Source organism: uncultured Pseudomonas sp., from assembly GCF_913774235.1.
In the GTDB taxonomy this organism is placed as follows: Bacteria; Pseudomonadota; Gammaproteobacteria; order Pseudomonadales; family Pseudomonadaceae; genus Chryseomonas.
Genome location: NZ_CAJYDW010000019.1, coordinates 106,811 through 129,561, shown reverse-complemented (window position 1 = coordinate 129,561; position 22,751 = coordinate 106,811). Strand labels below are relative to the sequence as shown.

Sequence of the window (22,751 nt, the reverse complement as noted above, 5' to 3'; positions counted from 1 at the left end):
TCCAGGAGATCTCGATGGAGCTCGCCGACAAGCTGATCATTCTCGCCGACGCCGCCAAGTACGACGTGTCCTGCGCCAGCAGCGGCGCGCCCAAGCGCAGCTCCAAGGGCAAGGACGGCCTGGGCTCGACCGATGGCATGGGCATCTGCCACAGCTTCACCCCCGATGGGCGCTGCGTGGCGCTGCTCAAGGTGTTGCTGACCAACTTCTGCCTGTACGACTGCCAGTACTGCGTCAACCGCCGCAGCAGCAACGTACCCCGGGCGCGCTTCACGCCCGAGGAAGTGGTGCAGCTGACCCTCGACTTCTACCGACGCAACGTCATCAGCGGGCTGTTCCTCAGTTCCGGCATCATCCGCTCCTCCAACTACACCATGGAGCAGCTGACCCGGGTGGCCCAGTTGCTGCGCGAAGAACACCAGTTCCGCGGCTACATCCACCTCAAGACCATTCCCGACGCCGACCCCGAGCTTATCGCCCAGGCCGGCCGCTATGCCGATCGCCTCTCGGTGAACATCGAGCTGCCCACCGAGAGCGGCCTGATCAAACTGGCGCCGGAAAAGAACGGCAGCAGCATCCGCAAGACCATGGGCAACATCCGCCTGGGGCTGGAAGAGGCCGAGGCCGAGGCCAAGGCGCCGCGCTTCGCTCCGGCGGGCCAGAGCACCCAGATGATTGTCGGCGCCGACGCCACCGACGACCGCACCATCCTCGACACCGCCCAGACGCTCTATGGTGCCTACCGCCTCAAGCGCGTCTACTACTCGGCCTTCAGCCCCATTCCGGAAAGCCCGGGTACGGTACCGCTGCAGCCACCACCCCTGCTGCGCGAGCACCGGCTGTACCAGGCCGACTTCCTCATGCGTGGCTATGGTTTCCAGGCGGCGGAGCTACCCACCGAAGACGGTCAGCTGCCGCTGGACGTGGACCCCAAGCTGGCCTGGGCGCTGCACAATCGCGCCATCTTCCCGCTGGACCTCAATCGCGCCGACCAGGTGCTGATCGCCCGGGTCCCCGGCATCGGCGTGCTTTCGGCCAAGCGGCTGGTGGAGCTGCGACGGGAAAGGCGCATCCGCTACGCCGACCTGATCCGGCTCAGGTGCAGCGTGGAGAAGGCCCGTCCCTTCATCGTCACCCAGGACTATCGCCCGCAACCGCGCCTGGCCGAATCCCTCGATCTGCGCCGCCAACTCGCCGAGCCGCCCGCGCAACTCGCCCTGCTGTAGATGCTCAAGGTCAACTTCGACGGCACCTTCGCCGGCTGGCGGCAGGAGGCGCGCCGCCTACTGCAGGCCGGCATCTCGCCGGCCCAGGTGAGCTGGCAGGAAAGCCGCGGGCTGGGCGATCTGTTCGATGAACCGGTCGAGGCCGTGGCGACCCCGCCCAGCGGCGCCGTGCGCATTCCGCCACAACTGGCCGAGGCCCTGACCTATGCCGCCTGCTTTCGCAGCGACGATCGCTGGGCCCTGCTCTATCAGGTCCTCTGGCGGGTCGCCCGTGGAGACCGGGCGGCGATGCTGGCCGGCGACGAAGACGGCAGCGAATTGCAGCGCCGGGTCAAGGCGATCCGTCGCGAGATCCACCACGTACATGCCTTCCTCCGCTTCCGACCGCGCGCCGACAGCGCCGGTCCGCCGGCCTGGGTGGCCTGGCACCAGCCGGCCCATGACGTCCTGGCCCTGGCGGCACCGCACTTCTGCGATCGGATGGGCAACAGCAGCTGGCTGATCGCCACGCCGGAGGCCGCGGCGCTCTGGGATGGCCAGGCGCTGCAAGTGCTGGAGCCCTGTCCCGCCGAGCTGCAGCAACTGGCCCGCCAGACCCCGGAAGACGATGACCGCAACGCTGGCGACGAACTTTGGCGCGCCTACTACCGCAGCACCTTCAATCCGGCCCGCGCCAATCCGCGCACGCTGCGCGGCAACATGCCGGCGCGCTTCTGGAAGGACCTGCCGGAAGGCCCGCTGATCCCGGCACTGCTCAGCGAAGCGCGTGCCGGTGCCCAACGCCTCGCCCAAGCTGAAGCAGTCGGCCGGCAGTCCGGTCGCGAGGTGTTGATCGCCGCCGAGCGTGCCCAACCCGAACGCCCGCTACCCACCACCCTGGACGAATGCCGCCGCTGCGAGCTCTGGGAAAAGGCCACCCAGCCGGTGGCCGGCGAAGGCCCGCGTACGGCGCGTATCCTTTTGCTCGGCGAGCAACCCGGTGACCGGGAAGACCTGGCGGGTCGCCCCTTCGTCGGTCCGGCCGGGCAGGTACTGATGGCGGCACTGGCCGAGGCGGGACTCGACCGCGACGAGGTGTTCCTGACCAACGCGGTCAAGCACTTCAAATGGATTCCCCAGGGCCTGAGACGCAAGCACGTCACCCCGGGACCGGAGATAGCACCCTGCCGCTATTGGCTGGAGCAGGAGTTGCGCGACATCCAGCCAGTGGTGGTGGTAGCACTCGGCTCGACGGCGCTGGAAGCCCTGCTAAGACGCAAACCGCGCGGCTTGGCCCAGTTCATGGGCCGACCGCTGCGGCTGGACGAGCGCTGGATCATCGCCACCTACCACCCGTCCTTCATCCTGCGCACACCCGACGCCACGCAGCAGGCACAAGCACGTCAGGCTCTGGTCGCCGCGCTGCGCGAAGCCAAGGCCATCGCGGCCGACAGCGACTAGCGAAAACGCTTGGGCGGCTCGTCGCCCATGTCCACCGTCAGGTTACGGGTGACCTGGTTGAGATGGTCGGCATCGGTTTCCGAACCCAGCTTGATCATCAATCTCAGGTCGTTGGCGGAATCGGCGTGGGCCAGGGCCGCCTCGTAGCTGATCTCGCCATCGCGATAGAGGGCATAGAGCGACTGGTCGAAGGTCTGCATGCCCAGCTCACCGGACTTCTTCATCAGCGCCTTGAGTTCGTGCACCTCGCCCTTGCGGATCATATCGGCGGCCAGCGGGGTGTTGAGCAGGACCTCGATCACCGCCCGGCGCCCCTGGCCGTCGGTGGTGGGCACCAGTTGCTGGGCGACGATGCCCTTGAGGTTGAGCGACAGATCCATCCAGGTCTGGATGTGGCGATCGGCCGGGAAGAAATGGATGATCCGGTCCAGCGCCTGGTTGGCGTTGTTGGCGTGCAGCGTCGCCAGGCAGAGGTGGCCGGTCTCGGCGAAGGCCAGGGCGTGCTCCATGGTGTCCCGGCTGCGGATCTCACCGATCATGATGACGTCCGGTGCCTGGCGCAGGGTGTTCTTCAGCGCCACCTCGAAAGACTCGGTGTCGATGCCCACCTCGCGCTGGGTGACGATGCAACCCTGGTGCTGATGGATGTATTCGATGGGATCCTCGATGGAGATGATGTGCCCCGCCGAGTTCTTGTTGCGGTGGCCGATCATGGCGGCCAGCGAGGTAGACTTGCCGGTGCCGGTGGCGCCGACGAAGATCACCAGGCCGCGCTTGGTCATGGCCAGCTTCTTGATGATCTCCGGCAGGCGCAGTTGCTCCACCGTGGGGATGTTCACCTCGATGCGACGCAGCACCATGCCCACCAGGTTGCGCTGGTAGAAGGCACTGACCCGGAAGCGACCGATGCCGCGGGCACTGATGGCGAAATTGCACTCGCGCTTCTGCTGGAATTCCTGGCGCTGCTCCTCGTTCATCACGCCCAGCACGATGGCCCGGCATTGATCCGGCGAGAGTGAATCCTTGGTGACCGGCGTCATGCGGCCGTTGATCTTCATCGACGGCGGTACGCCCGTGGTGATGAAGAGGTCCGAGGCCCCCTTGTCCACCATCAGTTGCAGGAACTTGTCGAATTCCATCAGAAGTTCTCCGGCGTCTTGGCCTTCTCGCGCGCCGCGTCGCGGCTGATCAGCCCCTTGGACAGCAGCGCCTTGAGGCACATGTCCAGGGTCTGCATGCCCAGTCCGCCACCGGTCTGGATTGCCGAATACATCTGCGCCACCTTGTCCTCACGGATCAGGTTACGGATGGCCGGGGTGCCGATCATGATCTCGTGGGCCGCCACCCGGCCGCCGCCGACCTTCTTGAGCAGGGTCTGGGAGACCACTGCCTGCAGGGATTCGGACAGCATGGAGCGCACCATGGCTTTCTCTTCCGCCGGGAAGACGTCCACCACCCGATCGATGGTCTTGGCCGCCGAGGTGGTGTGCAGGGTGCCGAACACCAAGTGGCCGGTCTCGGCCGCGGTCAACGCCAGACGAATGGTCTCCAGGTCGCGCAGCTCGCCCACCAGGATGACGTCCGGGTCTTCACGCAGGGCCGAGCGCAGAGCTTCGGAAAACCCCAGGGTATCGCGGTGCACCTCGCGCTGGTTGACCAGGCACTTCTTGGATTCGTGGACGAACTCGATGGGGTCCTCGATGGTGAGGATGTGGTGGTACTTATGGTTGTTGAGATAGTCGAGCATGGCTGCCAGGGTGGTGGACTTGCCCGAACCGGTCGGCCCGGTTACCAGCACCAGTCCACGCGGCACGTCGGTGATCTTCCTGAACACCTCGCCCATGCCCAGCTCCTCCATGCTCAGCACCTTGGAGGGAATGGTCCGGAACACCGCGCCGGCACCGCGATTCTGGTTGAAGGCGTTGACCCGGAAGCGCGCCACGCCCGGCACCTCGAAGGAGAAGTCGGTCTCCAGGAACTCCTCGAAGTCCTTGCGCTGCTTGTCGTTCATGATGTCGTAGATCAGCCCGTGCACCTGCTTGTGCTCGAAAGCCGGCAGGTTGATGCGGCGCACGTCGCCGTCGACGCGGATCATCGGCGGCAGGCCGGCGGACAGGTGCAGGTCGGAGGCGCCTTGCCGCGCGGAAAAGGCCAGCAATTCGGTGATATCCATGGGACTCCCAGATGTCGAGCAAGCAGGTAGAATGCCGCGCAGCACTGGCGGTCTGACCTGGTCACCGCCACTCATTCATCCGGTACGCCGAGGCCTGCCGGATGCGCCGACGCAAGCAGGGGCTGAATGTCCACGATAGCCGAGAATAGCGCAACCGTACTCGAACGCATCGCCGCGGCCAGCCGGACGGCAGGCCGCGATCCCGCGACCGTCGGCCTGCTGGCGGTGAGCAAGACCAAACCCGCCGCCGCCCTGCGCGAAGCCTGGGCTGCAGGCCTGCGCGACTTCGGCGAGAACTATCTGCAGGAGGCGCTGGACAAGCAGGCCGAACTCGTCGATCTGCCCCTGGTATGGCATTTCATCGGCCCCATCCAGTCCAACAAGACCCGCGCCATCGCCAGCCATTTCGACTGGGTGCACTCGGTGGATCGGCTCAAGATCGCCCAGCGCCTGGCCGAACAGCGCCCCGCTGAACGTGGACCGCTGAATGTCTGCCTGCAGGTCAACGTCAGCGGCGAAGCCAGCAAGTCCGGCTGCCACCCCGATGAGTTGCCGGCCCTGGCTGCCGCCGTGAGCCAACTGCCCAACCTGCGCCTGCGCGGCCTGATGGCCATTCCCGAACCCACCGACGACCCAGCCAGCCAGCGCGCCGCCTTCGCCCGGCTGCGTGCCTTGAGCGAAGCGCTGAACCTGGACCTGGACACCCTGTCCATGGGCATGAGCCAGGACCTGGAAGCCGCCATCGCCGAGGGCGCCACCTGGGTCCGCATCGGTACCGCCCTGTTCGGCGCCCGCGACTACGGCGCCACCGCCTCTTCAACCTAGGAAGTCTCGATGAACGACACCCGCATCGCCTTCATCGGCGCTGGCAACATGGCCGGCGCCATCATCGGCGGGCTGCTCGCCCAGGGCGTGCCGGCCCGCCAGCTCAGTGCCAGCAATCGCAATCCGGCCAAGCGCGAGGCGCTGGCCCAGGCGTACGGCATCCGCGTCGAAGCCAGCAACACCGCGGTCCTGGACGACGCCGACGTGGTGGTCCTGGGCGTGAAGCCCCAGGTGATGGGCGAGGTCTGCGCCGAACTAGCGCCGCACCTGCGTCCGGAGCAGCTGATCGTCTCGGTCGCCGCCGGCATCACCTGCGCCAGCCTGACGCGCTGGCTGGGCGAACGTCCGCTAGTACGCTGCATGCCCAACGTGCCCTCGCAGCTGCGCCTCGGTGCCAGCGGCCTGTTCGCCAACGTGCAGGTCAGCCCGGAACAGCGCGCCCGTGCCCAGGAAATCCTCGCCGCGGTCGGCCTGGCTCTCTGGGTCGAGGAAGAGCAGCAACTGGATGCGGTCACCGCCGTCTCCGGCAGCGGTCCGGCCTACTTCTTCCTGCTGATGGAAGCCATGACCGAGGCCGGCACCAAGCTCGGCCTGCCGGCCGCGGTGGCCGAGCAACTGACCCTACACACCGCCCGCGGCGCCGCCGCCATGGCCTGCCAGGGCGACCGCAGCCCCGAACAATTGCGTCGTTCGGTGATGTCCCCCAAGGGCACCACCGAGCGCGCCATCGAAACCTTCCAAGCCGGGGCCTTCGCGGACCTGGTGGAAGAAGCCCTCACCGCCGCGGCCGACCGGGCTGCGGAACTGGCCCAGTTGCCGGATCGATAAGGAGTATCCATGTCCGCTCTCGCGCAAGCTCTCGTCTACGTCATCCAGACCCTCGGCAGTCTCTACCTGCTGATCATCCTGCTGCGCTTCATCCTGCAGCTGGTCCGCGCCGACTTCTACAATCCGCTGTCGCAATTCACCGTTCGCGCCACCCAGCCTCTGCTCAAACCCCTGCGTCGGGTCATTCCCGGCTTCGGCGGCGTCGATCTGGCGGCCCTGGTACTGGCCATCCTGGTCCAGCTGGCCCTGATGATGGTCGTGGTGGTACTGCTCGGCGCCAGCATCGGCGGTCTGTTCCCGGCTCTGCTGATCTGGGCCCTGCTCGGCGTGGCCTCGCTGTTCCTCAAGGTGTTCTTCTTCGCCCTGATCGTCAGCGTCATCCTCTCCTGGGTCGCGCCCCAGACCCACAACCCCGCCGCCGAATTGGTCAACCAGATCTGCGAGCCACTGCTGGCGCCCTTCCGCCGTATCCTGCCCAACCTGGGTGGCCTGGATCTGTCGCCGATCTTCGCCTTCATCGTGATCAACCTGCTGGATCGCTTCGTCATCGGCCAACTGGCCGCCGCCAGCGGCATGCCGCAGATCCTCGCGCCCTTCCTCTAACGTACGACGTCCGCCACCGCTCGCCCCTCCGTCACGACCGCCCGCCGCGTCGTGACGGAGCCGGCATTGACGCGGCCTGGAGGCTGGGGCACCGTCCAGGCTTTAGCTGTCCAGGTCAAGGAAGTCCCCATGGAACGTCTGTTCCGCCACGTCGATGCCTATGCCACGTGGAAAGCCGAACTCGATACCCAATTGGGCCGCTACCGCGACTGGTTGCAGCGTAATCGCCTCGCCTCCCCCGCCCTGGACGCCGCCCTGGCCAGTTGCCAGAACGAACTCCAGGCCGATGGCATCACCCTGGCCTTCGCCGGCGAGTTCTCCCGCGGCAAGACCGAGCTGATCAACGCCCTTTTCTTCGCCGACTACGGCCAGCGCATGCTGCCGTCCCAGGCTGGGCGCACCACCATGTGCCCTACCGAAATCTTCTTCGATGCCGGCGCCGACGGGCCCTACCTGCAGTTGCTGCCCATCGACAGCCGGCTGGACGACCGCAGCCTGGGCGCCTGGCGCAAGGCACCCGAGGCCTGGCAGCGCTTTCCGCTGGATGATCGCCATCCGGATGCCATGGCCGCCCTGCTGGCCAAGGTCACCGAGACCCGCGAAGTGACGGCGGAAACGGCAGCGCAACTGGGCTTCGATCCCGAACAGCTGGAACAGCTCGGCGATGCCGGCCTGGTCAGCGTCCCGGCCTGGCGCCATGCGCTGATCAGCATCGATCATCCGCTGCTGCGCCAGGGCCTGCGCATCCTCGACACGCCCGGCCTCAACGCCCTGGGTGCCGAACCCGAGCTGACCCTCTCGCTGCTGCCCCACGCCCAGGCGGTGCTCTTCCTGATCGGCGCCGACACCGGCGTCACCGCCTCGGACCTGGCGCTCTGGGAACAATGCGTCAAGCCGGCCCTGGGCGACAGTCCCGAGCGACTGTTCGCGGTGATGAACAAGATCGACAGTCTCTGGGACGACCTCGGCGGTGCTGCCCATGTCGCCCATTCGCTGGAGAACGTCCGCCAGGCCAGCGCCCGGCAACTGGCCCTGCCCGCCGAGCACATCCTGCCGCTGTCGGCCAAGCAGGCGCTGCTGGGCAAGGTGCGTGGCGACCTGGAACTGCTCGCCCGCAGCCAGCTGGACGGCCTCGAACAACTGCTCGCCGATCGTATCGTCGGTGCCCGCGAGCGGCTGCTGCAGCAACGCATCGTGCAACAGGCCAGTGGCCTGCTGGGTGCCAGTCGTACGCTCATCGAACAACGTCTGGAGGCCATCCGGGCGCAGTATGCGCAACTGGCCGACGAAGAGCTGCCGGGTGCCGGGCTCGAATTGCAGACCGCCCGCACCCGCCAGGAGTACGACCAGTACCACCGTCGCCTGCTGGATCTGCGCACCACCCAGAACATGCTGGCTGGCCAGCGCAAGCTACTCATCGACCTGGTCGCTCCGGAGCGCCTGGACACCCACCTGGACACCGCTCGCCGCGAATTTCGCAGCAGCCTGACCACCGTGGGGATCAACCAGTCCATCGAGCGGTTCTTCCGCATGGTCGAGCACGACCTGCTGGCGCTGGACAACGAAGCCGATCGCGCCAACAAGGTGCTCGGCGCGGTCTATCAGCGGCACAACCTGGAAAATCCCCTGCATCCCCTGGAAGCGCCGCGGCTGCGCATCCGTCCCTACGTCCGCGAACTGCGTCAGCTGCAGCTCAAGACCGAGGAAATCCAGCGCCAGGTGAAGACCCTGCTCACCGAACAGAGCGCCCTGGCGCGCCGCTTCTTCGCTACCGTGGCCCAGGAAGTCCAGGCCCTGCAGGAAGGCGCCCATGCTCAGGTGCTGCGCTGGAACGATGGCGCCCTGACGCCGCTGGTGCAGCACACCCGCGAGCAGAAGCAGTTGCTGGAGACCAGCATGCTGGCCCTCAAGCAGCTCACCCAGCAGAACCTCAACAGCCAGGAACAGGTACGCCGGCTGCAGGTACACGAAGACGTGCTGCACAAGCAGCTCACCGAGGTCAGCGACATGCTCAAGCAGATCGCCCGCCCGGCGCCTTCCCAGCGTCACGACAACGTGGTCGTCCTGCCCCTGGCCCGCGTCGTCTAGGGCCCCTGGCCGCGCCGCCCTCGCGGTGGCTCGGCGAAGGCGCCACGCCTGCCCTTGCCGCTCCCCGCGGTGCTCTTTAGACTGGCGAGCCCCGCCCCGGACGAGCCGTCAATGCCCAGCGTCATCCCCGAAGATTCCGTCGGCCTGGTCACCCCCGAGCTGCTGCATTTCAGCGAGCCCCTGGCCCTGGCCTGTGGTCGCACCCTGCCGGCCTACGACCTGATGGTCGAGACCTACGGCGAGCTCAACGCCACGGCCAGCAACGCCGTGCTGATCTGCCACGCGCTCTCCGGCCATCACCACGCGGCCGGCTACCACAGCCTGGACGACCGCAAGCCCGGCTGGTGGGACAGCTGCATCGGCCCCGGCAAGCCCATCGACACCCGCAAGTTCTTCGTCGTCGCCCTGAACAACCTGGGCGGCTGCAACGGCTCCACCGGGCCGAGCAGCCCGAATCCGGACACCGGTCGCCCCTACGGCGCGGACTTCCCGGTGCTGACCGTGGAAGACTGGGTCCACAGCCAGGCGCGGCTGGCAGATCGCCTGGGCATCCAGCAGTGGGCAGCGGTGATCGGCGGCAGCCTGGGCGGCATGCAGGCGCTGCAATGGACCATCAGCTACCCGGAGCGCATCCGCCACTGCCTGGCCATCGCCTCGGCGCCCAAGCTGTCGGCGGAGAACATCGCCTTCAACGAGGTGGCGCGCCAGGCCATCCTCTCGGACCCGGATTTTCACGCCGGCCACTTCCAGGAAAAGGGCGTGATCCCCAAGCGCGGCCTGATGCTGGCGCGCATGGTCGGCCATATCACCTACCTCTCCGATGAGGCCATGGGCGAGAAATTCGGTCGCGAACTCAAGACAGACCAGCTCAACTACGATTTCCACAGCGTCGAATTCCAAGTGGAGAGCTATCTGCGCTACCAGGGTGAGGAATTCTCCGGCCGCTTCGACGCCAACACCTACCTGCTGATGACCAAGGCGCTGGACTACTTCGATCCGGCCCATGCCCAGGGCGGCGACCTGGCCAAGACCCTGGCCGGGGTGCAGGCGCGCTTTTTGATCGTCTCCTTCACCACCGACTGGCGCTTCTCGCCGGCCCGCTCCAAGGAGATCGTCAACGCCCTGATGGCGGCGCGCAAGGACGTCAGCTACCTGGAGGTGGACGCCCCCCAGGGCCACGATGCCTTCCTCATCCCCATCCCGCGCTACCTGCAGGCCTTCTCCCACTACATGACCCGTATCGAGGTATAGCTGTCGTGCGCGCCGATCTGGACATCATTCAGGAATGGATCCCCGCCGGCAGCCGGGTGCTCGACCTCGGCTGCGGCACCGGCGAGCTGCTCGCCTGGCTGCGCGACCACAAGCAGGTCACCGGCTACGGCCTGGAGATCGACCCGGACAAGATCGCCGAATGCCTGCTCAAGGACGTCAACGTCATCGAGCAGGACCTCGACGGTGGCCTGGCCAACTTCGCCAGCGACAGCTTCGACGTGGTGGTCATGACCCAGTCGCTGCAAGCCCTGCAGTACCCCGATCGCATCCTCCAGGAGATGCTCAGGGTCGGGCGCCAGTGCATCATCACCTTCCCCAACTTCGGCCACTGGCGCTGCCGCCTGTACCTGGGCACCAAGGGCCGCATGCCGGTCTCGGACTTCCTGCCCTACACCTGGTACAACACCCCGAACATCCACTTCTGCACCTTCGAGGACTTCGAGCGCCTGTGCCGCGAGCAGCGCGCCCAGGTGCTGGATCGCCTCGCCGTGGATCGCCAGCACCGCCACGGCTGGGCCAGCAAGCTATGGCCCAACCTGCTTGGCGAGATCGGCATCTACCGGGTCAGCGCCCCACGCCTGCAGGAGCATCGCGTCGCCGTGTGATCGGCGGCGCGGCCAGCCTGGGCCTGGCTTCGCGTACAATACGCCGCCATCCTCAACGCGACGCGGTGTCCCTATGTCCGACCTAACCGAACTGGTCCTCGCCAGCCACAACGCCGGCAAGCTCAAGGAACTCCAGGCCATGCTCGGCGGCCAGGTACGGATACGCTCAGTGGGCGAATTCAGCCAGGTCGAGCCCGAGGAGACCGGGCTATCCTTCGTCGAGAACGCCATCCTCAAGGCGCGCAACGCCGCGCGCCTGTCCGGCCTGCCGGCCCTGGCCGACGATTCGGGCCTGGCGGTGGACGCCCTCGGCGGCGCGCCTGGCATCTATTCCGCACGCTACGCCGATGGTCAGGGCGATGCGGCCAACAACGCCAAGCTGCTCGACGCCTTGAAGGACGTCCCCGACGCCCAGCGCACCGCCCAGTTCGTCTGCGTGCTGGCCCTGGTACGCCACGCCGACGATCCGTTGCCGATCCTCTGCGAAGGGATCTGGCCTGGGCACATCCTGCATGCCGCCCAGGGCGAGCACGGCTTCGGCTACGATCCGCTGTTCCAGCCCGACGGCGAGACGGTCTCCGCCGCCGAACTGGCGCCGACGGAAAAGAACCAGCGCAGCCATCGCGCCCGCGCCATGGCCCTGCTCAAGCAAAGACTCCAGCTGTGACTCACGCCTTCACCCTGCCGCCGCTGGCGCTCTACGTCCATATCCCCTGGTGCGTACGCAAGTGCCCCTACTGCGACTTCAATTCCCACGCCGCCGGTCCGACGCTGCCGGAAGCGGAGTACGTCGACGCCCTGCTGGCGGACCTGGACAACGACCTGGCCCATGTCCATGGCCGGACGCTGACCTCCATCTTCTTCGGCGGCGGTACGCCTAGTCTGTTCTCCGCGGCCGCCCTGGGCCGGCTGCTGGAGGGCGTAGCGCAGCGCCTGGACTTCGCTCCGGACATCGAGATCACCCTGGAAGCCAATCCCGGAACCTTCGAGCAGGCCAAGTTCGTCGCCTATCGCGGTCTGGGCATCAATCGGCTGTCCATCGGCATCCAGAGCTTCCAGGACGCGAAGCTCAAGGCCCTGGGGCGCATCCACGACCGCGACGAAGCCATCCGCGCCGCCGACCGGGCCCGCGCCGCCGGCTTCGACAACTTCAACCTGGACCTCATGCACGGCCTGCCCGGCCAGAGCCTGGCCGACGCCCTCGGTGACCTGGAGCAGGCCATCGCCCTGGCGCCCACGCACCTGTCCTGGTACCAGCTGACCATGGAGCCCAATACGGTATTCTGGAGCCAGCCGCCGGAGTTGCCCGAGGACGATACCCTCTGGGATATCCAGGAAGCCGGCCAGGCCCGGCTGGCCGCCGCCGGCTATCGCCAGTACGAGACCTCCGCCTACGCCCAACCCGGGCGCCAGGCGCGACACAATCTCAACTACTGGGGCTTCGGCGACTTCCTCGGCATCGGCGCCGGTGCCCACGCCAAGCTGAGCGCGCCGGACGGCCGCCTGCTGCGTACCTGGAAGACTCGTCTGCCCAAGGATTATCTCGATCCGACCAAGCCCTTCCAGGCCGGCGAGAAGCACCTGGAACCCGCCGATCTACCCTTCGAATTCATGATGAACGCCCTGCGCCTGGTGGACGGCGTGCCGGCTGCCTGGTATCCGCAGCGCACCGGCCAGCCGCTGGATAGCCTGGCGCCCGCGCTGGCCGCGGCACGCCGCGACGGCCTGCTGGTGGACGATCCGCAGCGCCTACAGCCGACCGCGCGCGGCCAACTGTTCCTGAACGATCTCTTGCAATCCTTCCTGCCTGACTGACGAGGAGCTCTGCCTTGGACTTCGTGCTCGCCCACATCGCCGACCTCTCCCGCTGGAGCCGTAGCCACCTGGACGAGGTGGCCCTGGCGGTCACCGCCACCCTGCTGGTGCTGTTCGGCAGCCAGGTCAACGCCTTCATCCAGGCACGCCTGGGCAGTCTGCCGACCGCCATTCGCGTACCGGCCTTCGCCCTGGCCTGCCTGGCCGTCTACGGCGCCGCCATGATTTTCCTCACGCCCTGGGTGGTCAAGGGACTGGCCCAGTTCAACAACTATGCCCTGGCCCCGGTATTGCTGATCGGCGTTTGCCTGCTGGGCGTGCTGGCCGAGCGCCGTAGCTAGAACGGCACTTCCGTTGGTGGCGACAGCACCCTGCTGCGGACCGCCGCTACGTCACCGCGGCTCAAAGCTGGGCGTAGTCCACCACGCCGGCCAGCAACAGCAGGCTTTCCAGCGACTGTGGCCGGCCGAGCAGGAAACCCTGGAAGCAGTCCACCCCTAGGCTCTTGAGCAGGTCGAATTGCGCCTGGGTTTCCACCCCTTCGGCGACGATCTGCATGTTCAGCGCCCGGCATAGGCTGACGATGCCCGCCAGCAGCTGCCGCGAGCGGGCATCGCGATCCACCGACAGCAGGAAGCTGCGGTCGATCTTGATGGTGTCGAAGGACAGGCGATGCAGATAGCTCAGGGACGAGTAGCCGGTACCGAAGTCATCCATGGCCACCCGGAAGCCCTGGTCCCGCAGGCGGCTGAGACGCCGCTCCGGGGTCCCGCGCTGCAGGAACACCGACTCGGTCACCTCCAGCTCCAGCGCACGCGGCCGTACGCCGAATTCGGCGCAGGCGCGCTCCAGCACCACGCCCAGCTCATCGTCCGCCACCTGGCGGGCCGAGATGTTCACCGCTACCGGGATACCCACCCCGGCGCGCTGCAATTCGCGGGCATAGGCCGCCGCGCGCCGGATCGCCAGGCGGCCGAGGGACGAAGCCATGCCATTCTGCTCGGCTAGGGCGACGAAGACGCAGGGCAGCACCGAGCCCACGCCGGGGCAGTCCCAGCGCGCCAGCAGCTCGGCACTGACCAGCTGCCGCTGGGCATCGAACTTGGGCTGCAGGACGAAACTGATGTCCTCCGCCTCGATAGCGGCATGCAGGTGGGCCAGCAGGGTGACCTTGCGCAGCGCCTCGGCGGTGAACTCCGGATCGTAAAAACGCGCCCGACTCTTGCCTGCGCTCTTGGCCGCGTACATGGCGGCATCGGCGTTGCTGAGCAGGGCCTCGGCGCTTTGGCCGTCTTCGGGGCTCAGGCTCAGACCGATGCTGGCGGACACGCGGATATCGTGTTCGGCGATGCGCTGCGGCCGACCCACCACCTGCAGCAGCCGCTCGGCGATCTGCCGGGCCTGGCTGCGCCCGTCCACCGCGATGGCGGCGACGAATTCATCACCGCCCCAGCGAGCCAGCAACTCGTCATGGCCCAGGCTGTCCTGCAACCCGGCGGCCAGGACACGCAGCAATTCGTCGCCCGCCTCATGGCCAAGGGAGTCGTTGACCTCCTTGAAGCCATCCACGTCGATGAACAGCACGGCCAGACTGCGACCCGGGGCGAGAGCGCGCAGGCAGTCGTCGAAGCGGCGATAGAAGCCGCCGCGATTGGGCAAATGGGTGAGGCCGTCGCTCAGCGCCAGGCGCTCCAAGGCCTGCTCGGCGCGCTTGCGATCGGTGATGTCGCGCAGGCTGGCGATGACGTAGCCCTCGGCGCCGCCTTCGCCGGCAAAACGGCTGAGACTGATCTCCATCGGAGTCACGCGCTTGGCCGAGACGTGGAAACTCGCCTCGGACAGGGCATAGCCATGTCGCTCGAATTCCTGAATGGCGGACTCGGGCAACTTGATGTAGTGGGACAGGTATTGGCCAGCCACGCTCTTGCCGGCGCTGAGCATGAGCTTGCACAGCGCCTCGTTGGCCTCGATGATCTGGCCGTTCTCGCTGAGCACGGCCATGGCGTCACGGCAAAGGGCGAAGGCCGAGGCCATCAGATGCAGGGAGCGTTCGGTGCGCTGGCGGGCACTTCGCTCGACTTGCAGCTGACGCAAGGCATCAAGCGCCTCTTCAGGCTCCAGGATCACCGTACGATCCCAGGCGAACGGCGCCTTGGTTCACGGTTGTGATAGGCAGGCATCTCGCATGTCCCTAGACTGATCGATGGCTAGCCCCATCGCGGCAAAACGCCATCATGCCAAACAGGCTACCGCTGGCTCAACCCCACCTCATCCGCGACGTACGGTCAGGCATTGCGCTCGAATTTCAGATCCCAGACGCCATGCCCCAGGCGCTCGCCGCGGCGCTCGAACTTGGTGATGGGCCGCTCCTCGGGCCGCGGCACATAGCCGGAGGCATCGCCCAGATTGCGATAGCCCGGTGCGGCGCTCATGACCTCGAGCATGTGCTCGGCATAGGCCTCCCAGTCGGTGGCCATGTGCAGCACGCCACCGACCTTGAGCTTCTGCCGGACCAGTTCGGCGAAGGCCGGCTGGACGATACGCCGCTTGTGGTGACGACTCTTGTGCCAGGGGTCGGGGAAAAACAGCAGCACCCGGTCCAGGCTGGCATCGGCCACGCACTGGCGCAGCACCTCCAGGGCATCGCAGCTGTAGACCCGCAGGTTGGTCAGTCCCTGGGTCATGGCGCCGTTGAGCAGTGCGCCAACGCCCGGACGATGCACCTCGACGCCGATGAAGTCCTGTCCCGGGGCCGCGGCGGCCATCTCCAGGGTGGAATGGCCCATGCCGAAACCGATCTCGAAGGTGCGTGGCGCCTGACGGCCGAACACCCGGTCGAAATCCTGCGGGCCGTCGGCCAGCTCCAGTCCGAAGCGCGGCCAGCCCTGGTCGAGACCACGCTGCTGGCCTTCGGTCATACGGCCGGCGCGCATCACGAAGCTCTTGATGGTGCGCAGGGGGCGGTCAGGGGTCTGGTCGTCTTGATGATCGGTCATGGCGTTATCGATAGTGAGAAAAAGAGACGCCCGGCAGAGCCGGGCGCGTGAGAGAGGGCGCCGGGTCTTAGGTGACCAGGCCGTCCAACGGCGAGGACGCCGTGGCGTAGAGCTTGCGCGGCATCCGTCCGGCCAGGTAGGCCAGGCGCCCGGCGACGATGGCGTGCTTCATGGCCTCGGCCATCAACACCGGCTCGCGGGCATGGGCGATGGCACTGTTCATCAGCACCGCCGCGCAGCCCAGTTCCATGGCGATGGTGGCGTCGGAGGCAGTGCCTACCCCGGCGTCGACCAGCACCGGCACCTTGGCCTCTTCGAGGATGATGCGCAGGTTGTAGGGATTGCAGATACCCAGGCCCGAGCCGATCAGGCCAGCCAGGGGCATGACGGCGATGCAGCCGATAGCCTCCAGCTGACGGGCGACGATGGGGTCGTCACTGGTGTAGACCATGACGTCGAAGCCGTCCGCCACCAGCGTCTCGGCGGCCTTGAGGGTCTCGATGACATTGGGGAAGAGGGTCTTCTGGTCGGCCAGGACTTCCAGCTTGACCAGGTTGTGGCCATCGAGCAGTTCACGGGCCAGGCGGCAGGTGCGTACCGCTTCCACCGCGTCATAGCAGCCAGCGGTATTGGGCAGGATGGTGTAGCGCTCGGGCGAGATCACGTCGAGCAGATTGGGCTCGCCGGGATTCTGGCCGAGGTTGGTGCGACGCACCGCGACGGTGACGATCTCGGCGCCGGAGGCTTCGATGGCCAGGCGGGTCTCTTCGAGATCGCGATACTTGCCGGTACCGACCAGTAGGCGCGACTCATAGGTGCGCCCGGCCAGGGTCAAGGGAGTGTCTTTCATCTGGATTCCTCTTTCGCGGCTAGCCGCCGCCGATGGCGTGGACCACTTCCAGCCGGTCGCCGTCCGCCAGGGCGGTGGTGGCATGCTGGCTACGCGGCACGATGTCGAGGTTGCGTTCCACCGCGACCCGTCGCCCGGTCAATTCGAGACGCACGAGCAGGTCGGCGACGGTGGTACCGTGCGGCAGCTCAAGGGATTCGCCGTTCAACAGGATCTGCATGGAAAAAGCATCGTCGCTGGGTGAACCGGCATTCTACGCCGGTCGGGCGCTCATTGCAGCGACGCCCGATCCGGAGGGCGCGCTCAGAGGCTGCTCAGACGCCAGGCGAGCAACGCCAGGCAGCCCCAGCCGGCGAGAAAGCACAGGCCGCCGAAGGGGGTGACGATGCCCAGCCGCGAGATACCGGTCAGCGTCAGCAGATAGAGGCTGCCGGAAAACAGCAGGATGCCGGCGATGAAGAAACCACCGGCCCAGGCCACCAGGCGGCCCTGGAAATGCAGCGACAGCAGCGCCACGCCGAGCAGCGCCAGGGCATGGATCAGCTGATAGAGCACTCCGGTCTGGAACACGGCCAAATAGTCGGCGGACAACCGCCCCTTGAGTCCATGGGCGGCGAAGGCACCCAGGCCGACACCGGTGAAACCGGCCAGGGCCGCGAAGAGCAGGAAGAGACGCAACATGGGTTTTCCCGGGCGATGAAAGGTGAGCGCTGGTTATAATGGCCCGCTAACCGTCAAAGACCAAGCCGATGCTGCGTACCCTCCTCCGTCGTCTCCTGCGTGTCGCCCTCTGGTTCGCCGCCCTCAGCGCCGCCGTGGTGCTGGTCCTGCGCTGGGTACCACCGCCGGGCAGCATGCTGATGGTCGAACGCAAGGTCGAATCCTGGATCGATGGCAAGCCCATCGACCTGCAGCGCGACTGGCGCCCCTGGAAGGAGCTGCCGGACGATCTCAAGATGGCGGTCATCGCCGGCGAAGACCAGCACTTCGCCGAGCACTGGGGCTTCGACCTGGCGGCGATCCGCCAGGCCTTCAGCCACAACGAAGCCGGCGGCTCCCTGCGCGGCGCCAGCACCATCAGCCAGCAGACCGCCAAGAATCTCTTTCTCTGGAGCGGGCGCAGCTATGTGCGCAAGGCCTTCGAGGCCTGGTTCACCGTGCTGCTGGAAACCTTCTGGTCCAAGCAGCGCATTCTCGAGGTCTATCTCAACAGCGTGGAATGGGACGACGGGGTGTTCGGCGCCGAAGCCGCGGCCCGTCATCACTTCGGCATAGGCGCCCCTTACCTGTCCGACCGCCAGGCCAGCCTGCTGGCCGCCGTGTTGCCCAATCCCCGCGAATGGAGCCCGAACCGCCCGAGCGCCTACGTCGCCGAACGCGCCGCCTGGATTCGCCAGCAGGAACGCCAGCTGGGCGGCAGCGAGTATTTGCGGCGGATGACCGGACAGTAGGGTGAAAAACGGCGCAGCATTTTCCACCCTACCCGCGTTCGATCGCGGCCATGGGCCGCTCCTACGGATTACCGGCACCTCTAGCAGCGGCCGCATGGAGAGCGCCTATGTCGCCGAACGTGCCGCCTGGGTTCGCCAGTTGGGCAGCAGCAACTATCTGCAGCGGATGACCGGGCAGTAGCGTGGAAACGGCGCAGCCTTTTCCACTGAAGGCGCAGGTTGTCCCACCATGCAATGCTCACGCGTGGAAAACACTGCGCGGTTTTCCACCCTACCGACTCAATCGCGGCCATGGGCCGCTCCTACAGCGGCCGGATATTCCGTAGGAGCGGCCCATGGCCGCGATAGCGCTGGACCGGCCCGTACTTTGGGTCACAACAGGCGACTTCGCAGGCAAAAAAAACCGCACTCCAGGGTGCGGTCCTTCGGGCAGGGCCCGGATCAGGCAGCGATGTTGCCCTTGAGCTTGTTCATCGCGTTCTTTTCCAACTGACGGATGCGCTCCGCCGAGACGTTGTATTTGGCCGCCAGCTCGTGCAGCGTCGCCTTTTCCTCGGCCAACCAACGCTGGTAGAGGATGTCGCGGCTGCGGTCATCCAGGCGCTCCAGAGCCTCGTGCAGATTGGCCGTGGAGCTATCGCTCCAGTCGGCTTCCTCCAGTTGGCGCGCCGGATCGTAGCGGCTGTCTTCCAGATACTGCGCGGGCGACTGATAGGCGGCATCGTCGTCGGCATCGCTGGCCGGGTCGAAGGCCATGTCCTGACCGGTCAGGCGGCTCTCCATCTCACGGACTTCCCGCGGCTCGACGCCCAGGGTTTCCGCCACGCGATGGACCTCGTCGTTGTTAAGCCAGGCCAGCCGCTTCTTCTGGCTGCGCAGGTTGAAGAACAGCTTGCGCTGGGCCTTGGTGGTGGCCACCTTAACGATGCGCCAGTTGCGCAGGATGAATTCATGGATCTCGGCCTTGATCCAATGCACGGCAAAGGACACCAGGCGTACGCCCATCTCGGGGTTGAAGCGCTTCACGGCCTTCATCAGGCCGACGTTGCCTTCTTGGATCAGGTCGGCCTGGGCCAAGCCATAGCCGGAATAACTCTTGGCGATATGCACCACGAAACGCAGGTGCGCGAGCACCAACTGCCGGGCGGCCTCGACGTCTTCCTTGTAGAAGAGGCGCTCGGCCAGTTCACGCTCCCGCTCCGGAGTGAGCAGCGGGATGCTGTTCACCGAATGCACATAGGCTTCCAGGCTGGCGCCGGGAACCAATGTAGGAACAGGTTGCAAAGAAGTGGTCATGCGAATCCTCCGATTCACTAAGCACTGGGCAGTCTAGCACTGTTTTTTTGGACAGCGCCAGAGTAACCCGGGTTCCCTTAACCCCAGCTGAAAATGGCCGCGAAAAGCCTGATTCTGCAAGGGTTTGGACCGTTTCCAGACGTTGCGGAAACGGCCATCCGTCAGCGCGGGGCGAGTTCGCGCAGGTGGCGGGCGACGGCCAGCCAGGCACCGATGTAGCCCAGCAGCACGGCACCTATCAGTAGTTGCAGACCATCTTCAACCGCAACGCTACCCAGGGCGAAATCGCTGCCATAGAGGCCGGCCAGTTCCATCACCGCGGCGTTGAGCCAGTTCAGGCCGAACACCAGCAGCGCCCAGGCGGCGATGCCGGCACCCAGGCCGAACAGCGCACCCATGTAGAGGAAGGGCCGGCGGACGTAGCCGTCGGTGCCACCCACCAGCTTGACCACCTCGATCTCGGTACGGCGATTCTCGATGGCCAGGCGGATGGTGTTGCCGATCACCAGCAGCAGGGCGATCACCAGCACCACGGTCAGGCCGAAAACGAAACGCTCGCCCAGCTTGAGGATGGCGGTGAGGCGTTCGACCCACTGCATGTCCAGTTGCACCTGCTGCACGCCGTTCAGCTCGGCCAGCTGGCTGCGCAGCATGTCGAGGCGGCTCTTGTCGATTTCCTTGGGCGTCACGGCGATGACGCCGGGCAAGGGATTCTGCGGCAGCTCGCGCAGCGCTTCGCCCAGGCCGGCGTCCTGCTGCAATTCCTTCAGGGCATCGTCCGGACTGATCCAGCGCGCCTCGGCGACATCGGGCAGCACCTTGATCTGGCTCATCAGCACCTCGGCCTGGTCCTGACCGGTGCGCAGGTCGAGGAACACCGAGATCTGGGCGGCACGCTGCCACGAGCCGCCGAGGCGCTCGACGTTCTTCAGCAGCAGGGATACCCCCATGGGCAGCGCCAGGGCGATGCCCATCACCAGGCAGGTGAGGAAGGTACCTATGGGTTGCTGCACCATGCGTCTGAGGCTGTCCCTCAGGCCGGTGCGATGGGCTTCGAGATAGGCGTGCAGCGGGCCGCGCCAGTCGCTCTTGGGCGGCTTGGGTGCCTGGCGTTGCGGACGCTGGGGCTTGCCGCCCTGCTCCTGGCCACGGGGCAGTTCGGTGGCGCTCATGGCTGGCTCTCCTCTTCGTCGCCGATCAGGCGGCCGCGCTGCAGGGTGAGCATGCGGTGGCGCAGCCGGGCGATGAGGGCGTGGTCGTGACTGGCGATCAGCACCGTGGTGCCGAGGCTGTTGATGTCCTCGAAGACGCCCATGATTTCCGAGGCCAGGCGTGGGTCGAGGTTACCTGTGGGTTCGTCGGCGAGCAGCAGGGCTGGCCGATGGACCACGGCGCGGGCGATGCCGACTCGCTGCTGCTGGCCGGTGGACAGCTCGGCCGGATAGTCGTCGAGCTTATCCTTGAGGCTGACTCGCTCCAGCGCCGCGGCCACCCGCTTGGCGATCTCGGGCTTGGACAGGCCGAGGATCTGCAGCGGCAGGGCGACGTTGTCGAACACGGTGCGGTCATAGAGCAGCTGGTGGTTCTGGAAGACCACCCCGATCTGCCGACGCAGGAAGGGAATCTGTGCATTGGTGATGCGCGAGATGTCCTGGCCGGCCAGGGTCAGCTTGCCGCCGGTGGGCCTTTCCATGGCCAGGATCAGCCGCATCAGGGTGCTCTTGCCGGCACCGGAATGACCGGTGACGAAAAGGATCTCGCCGCGTTCGGCACGGAAGCTCAGTTCCTGCAGGCCGACGTGACCGTTGGGATAGCGCTTGGAGACGCGGTCGAACTGGATCATGAGACGCCACGCTCCGCGAACAGGGCCTGGACGAAGGGCCGCGCCTCGAAGGGACGCAGGTCGTCGATGCTTTCGCCGACGCCGACGTAGCGGATCGGCAGGGCACTCTGCTTGGCCAGGGCGAAGATCACCCCGCCCTTGGCGGTACCGTCGAGCTTGGTCAGCGCCAGGCCGGTCAGGGGCACCGCATTGTGGAATTGCTTGGCCTGATTGAGGGCGTTCTGGCCGGTGCCGGCGTCCAGCACCAGCAGGGTCTCGTGGGGCGCCGCCTCGTCCAGCTTGCCGATCACCCGGCGCACCTTGCGCAGCTCTTCCATGAGATTGTCCTTGGTGTGCAACCGGCCGGCGGTATCGGCGATCAGCACATCGATGCCGCGGGCCTTGGCGGCCTGGACGGCGTCGAAGATCACCGAGGCGGAATCGGCGCCGGTGTGCTGGGCGATCACCGGGATGCGGTTACGCTCGCCCCAGACCTGCAGCTGTTCCACGGCGGCGGCGCGGAAGGTGTCGCCGGCCGCCAGCATGACCTTCTTGCCCTCGTTCTGCAGGCGCTTGGCCAGCTTGCCGATGGTGGTGGTCTTGCCGGCGCCGTTCACGCCGACCACCAGGATGACGTAGGGCTTGTGCGAGGTATCGATCACCAGCGGCCGCTCCACCGGCAGCAGCATCTCGGTGAGCTCCTGCTGCAGCGCCTGGTAGAGCGCTTCGCTATCGGCCAACTGCTTGCGCGCCACCTTCTGGGTCAGGTTGCGCATGATGACACCGGTGGCCTCGACGCCGACGTCAGCGGTCAGCAGGCGGGTCTCCAGCTCTTCGAGCAGGTCATCGTCGATGGCCTTCTTGCCGAGGAACAGGCTGGCCATGCCTTCGCCCAGGCTGGCGCTGGTCTTGGACAGCCCCTGGCGCAGGCGGGCGAAGAAGCCCAGCTTGGCCGGTTCGGCGGCAGCCGCGACCGGCTGCGGAGCAGGCTCCGGCTCAGGCGCAACGACCGGCTCCGGTCGGGCCGGCACGATGGGCGCAACGGGTACGACCGGCGCGGCGACGGACTCGGGCTCGGGCTCGGAAGCAGGCTCCACCTCGGGCGGAACCTCGACCGGCGGCACGATGGGATCGGCCACCAGCGGCTCGACCAGCGCCGTGAGGGCGACCGGCGACGGGGCTTCCTCCTCGGCCACCGGGGCAGGCGCGACCGAGGGAATGGCCTCGGGCGGTTCGGGCACCGGCTCCGGGTGCACTATCGGCGCGCTGGTCGGCGGCTCGGCGGCGCGCTCCTCGGCGGTGTTCGCCGGCGCTGCGGCGGGGGTCTCGTCGGGTTCGGCGGTCTTCTTGCGGAACCAGCCGAACAGGCCTTTCTTCTCCGCGGGGGGAGACTTCTTGTCGTCGGATCCAAACATGCGCGGCTCTGTGTCGAACGGACGACCAGGCTGCGGGAGCTCCGCC

23 protein-coding genes are annotated in these 22,751 nt (G+C 66.7%); 12 read left to right on the top strand and 11 right to left on the bottom strand.

Features of this window, described 5'->3' with window-relative positions; all coding sequences use genetic code 11:
• Positions 1–14: 14 nt before the first annotated feature.
• Positions 15–1,226: a putative DNA modification/repair radical SAM protein gene (locus QZ471_RS21170; RefSeq protein ID WP_295467534.1), complete on the top strand. Its 1,212-nt coding sequence runs from the start codon at positions 15–17 to the stop codon at positions 1,224–1,226.
• Positions 1,227–2,666 carry a UdgX family uracil-DNA binding protein gene (locus QZ471_RS21165; protein ID WP_295467532.1) on the top strand — a complete coding sequence of 480 codons (1,440 nt, stop codon included), beginning with the start codon at positions 1,227–1,229 and terminating at the stop codon, positions 2,664–2,666.
• Here QZ471_RS21165 and QZ471_RS21160 read toward each other — a convergent pair.
• A complete protein-coding gene (locus QZ471_RS21160; RefSeq protein WP_295467530.1) occupies positions 2,663–3,805 on the bottom strand; it encodes a PilT/PilU family type 4a pilus ATPase in 1,143 nt (380 codons plus the stop codon). The genes QZ471_RS21165 and QZ471_RS21160 overlap by 4 nt on opposite strands.
• Complete coding sequence (locus tag QZ471_RS21155; RefSeq protein ID WP_059229792.1) at positions 3,805–4,839, bottom strand: type IV pilus twitching motility protein PilT; 1,035 nt, start codon at positions 4,837–4,839, stop codon at positions 3,805–3,807. The genes QZ471_RS21160 and QZ471_RS21155 overlap by 1 nt, the downstream gene beginning before the upstream one ends.
• A 126-nt stretch (positions 4,840–4,965) precedes the next feature.
• Between QZ471_RS21155 and QZ471_RS21150 the strand changes: the two genes are divergently transcribed.
• The 9 genes from QZ471_RS21150 to QZ471_RS21110 all read left to right on the top strand — a co-directional run bounded on the left by QZ471_RS21150 (position 4,966) and on the right by QZ471_RS21110 (position 13,216).
• Complete coding sequence (locus QZ471_RS21150; RefSeq protein ID WP_295467528.1) at positions 4,966–5,664, top strand: YggS family pyridoxal phosphate-dependent enzyme; 699 nt, start codon at positions 4,966–4,968, stop codon at positions 5,662–5,664.
• A gap of 9 nt (positions 5,665–5,673) precedes the next feature.
• Complete coding sequence (proC, locus tag QZ471_RS21145) at positions 5,674–6,492, top strand: pyrroline-5-carboxylate reductase (protein WP_295467526.1); 819 nt, start codon at positions 5,674–5,676, stop codon at positions 6,490–6,492.
• Between the two features lie 9 nt (positions 6,493–6,501).
• Entirely contained in the window at positions 6,502–7,095 is a 594-nt protein-coding gene (locus QZ471_RS21140; protein WP_295467523.1) for a YggT family protein, read from the top strand.
• Positions 7,096–7,224: 129 nt separating this feature from the next.
• On the top strand, positions 7,225–9,183 hold the full coding sequence (locus tag QZ471_RS21135; protein WP_295467521.1) for a dynamin family protein: 1,959 nt from the start codon (positions 7,225–7,227) through the stop codon (positions 9,181–9,183).
• Between the two features lie 111 nt (positions 9,184–9,294).
• Positions 9,295–10,434: a homoserine O-acetyltransferase gene (locus tag QZ471_RS21130; protein WP_295467519.1), complete on the top strand. Its 1,140-nt coding sequence runs from the start codon at positions 9,295–9,297 to the stop codon at positions 10,432–10,434.
• A 5-nt stretch (positions 10,435–10,439) separates the two neighbouring features.
• Positions 10,440–11,060, top strand: a complete 621-nt coding sequence (gene metW, locus QZ471_RS21125) for a methionine biosynthesis protein MetW (protein ID WP_140220529.1) — start codon at positions 10,440–10,442, stop codon at positions 11,058–11,060.
• A gap of 73 nt (positions 11,061–11,133) precedes the next feature.
• The gene (gene rdgB / locus QZ471_RS21120; protein WP_295467517.1) at positions 11,134–11,727 is read left to right on the top strand and encodes an RdgB/HAM1 family non-canonical purine NTP pyrophosphatase; all 594 of its coding nucleotides are present in this window, start codon (positions 11,134–11,136) and stop codon (positions 11,725–11,727) included.
• Entirely contained in the window at positions 11,724–12,875 is a 1,152-nt protein-coding gene (gene hemW / locus QZ471_RS21115) for a radical SAM family heme chaperone HemW (RefSeq protein WP_295467515.1), read from the top strand. Before rdgB ends, hemW begins: the two co-directional genes overlap by 4 nt.
• Positions 12,876–12,889: 14 nt before the next feature.
• A complete protein-coding gene (locus tag QZ471_RS21110; RefSeq protein WP_295467513.1) occupies positions 12,890–13,216 on the top strand; it encodes a DUF3392 family protein in 327 nt (108 codons plus the stop codon).
• Between the two features lie 61 nt (positions 13,217–13,277).
• On the opposite strand, the gene QZ471_RS21105 is transcribed toward QZ471_RS21110, so the two are convergent.
• The 5 genes from QZ471_RS21105 to QZ471_RS21085 all read right to left on the bottom strand — a co-directional run bounded on the left by QZ471_RS21105 (position 13,278) and on the right by QZ471_RS21085 (position 17,402).
• Entirely contained in the window at positions 13,278–14,969 is a 1,692-nt protein-coding gene (locus tag QZ471_RS21105; RefSeq protein ID WP_295467511.1) for an EAL domain-containing protein, read from the bottom strand.
• A 191-nt stretch (positions 14,970–15,160) separates the two neighbouring features.
• Positions 15,161–15,832: a tRNA (guanosine(46)-N7)-methyltransferase TrmB gene (trmB, locus tag QZ471_RS21100; protein ID WP_295468297.1), complete on the bottom strand. Its 672-nt coding sequence runs from the start codon at positions 15,830–15,832 to the stop codon at positions 15,161–15,163.
• A gap of 106 nt (positions 15,833–15,938) precedes the next feature.
• The gene (locus QZ471_RS21095; RefSeq protein WP_295467509.1) at positions 15,939–16,721 is read right to left on the bottom strand and encodes a thiazole synthase; all 783 of its coding nucleotides are present in this window, start codon (positions 16,719–16,721) and stop codon (positions 15,939–15,941) included.
• Positions 16,722–16,740: 19 nt separating this feature from the next.
• A complete protein-coding gene (gene thiS / locus QZ471_RS21090; protein WP_295467508.1) occupies positions 16,741–16,941 on the bottom strand; it encodes a sulfur carrier protein ThiS in 201 nt (66 codons plus the stop codon).
• Between the two features lie 83 nt (positions 16,942–17,024).
• The gene (locus QZ471_RS21085; RefSeq protein WP_295467506.1) at positions 17,025–17,402 is read right to left on the bottom strand and encodes a DUF423 domain-containing protein; all 378 of its coding nucleotides are present in this window, start codon (positions 17,400–17,402) and stop codon (positions 17,025–17,027) included.
• A gap of 68 nt (positions 17,403–17,470) precedes the next feature.
• On the opposite strand from QZ471_RS21085, the gene mtgA reads away from it, so the two are divergent.
• A complete protein-coding gene (gene mtgA / locus QZ471_RS21080) occupies positions 17,471–18,172 on the top strand; it encodes a monofunctional biosynthetic peptidoglycan transglycosylase (protein WP_295467504.1) in 702 nt (233 codons plus the stop codon).
• A 441-nt stretch (positions 18,173–18,613) separates the two neighbouring features.
• Here mtgA and rpoH read toward each other — a convergent pair whose 3' ends face one another.
• The 4 genes from rpoH to ftsY form a co-directional block, all read right to left on the bottom strand.
• Positions 18,614–19,468 carry an RNA polymerase sigma factor RpoH gene (gene rpoH, locus QZ471_RS21075; RefSeq protein WP_295467502.1) on the bottom strand — a complete coding sequence of 285 codons (855 nt, stop codon included), beginning with the start codon at positions 19,466–19,468 and terminating at the stop codon, positions 18,614–18,616.
• A gap of 161 nt (positions 19,469–19,629) precedes the next feature.
• Entirely contained in the window at positions 19,630–20,640 is a 1,011-nt protein-coding gene (ftsX, locus tag QZ471_RS21070; protein WP_295467500.1) for a permease-like cell division protein FtsX, read from the bottom strand.
• Complete coding sequence (gene ftsE, locus QZ471_RS21065) at positions 20,637–21,311, bottom strand: cell division ATP-binding protein FtsE (protein WP_058762944.1); 675 nt, start codon at positions 21,309–21,311, stop codon at positions 20,637–20,639. Before ftsE ends, ftsX begins: the two co-directional genes overlap by 4 nt.
• Positions 21,308–22,705 (bottom strand): signal recognition particle-docking protein FtsY, encoded by a 1,398-nt coding sequence (ftsY, locus tag QZ471_RS21060; protein ID WP_295467498.1) that lies wholly within the window; start codon positions 22,703–22,705, stop codon positions 21,308–21,310. Before ftsY ends, ftsE begins: the two co-directional genes overlap by 4 nt.
• Positions 22,706–22,751: the final 46 nt, after the last annotated feature.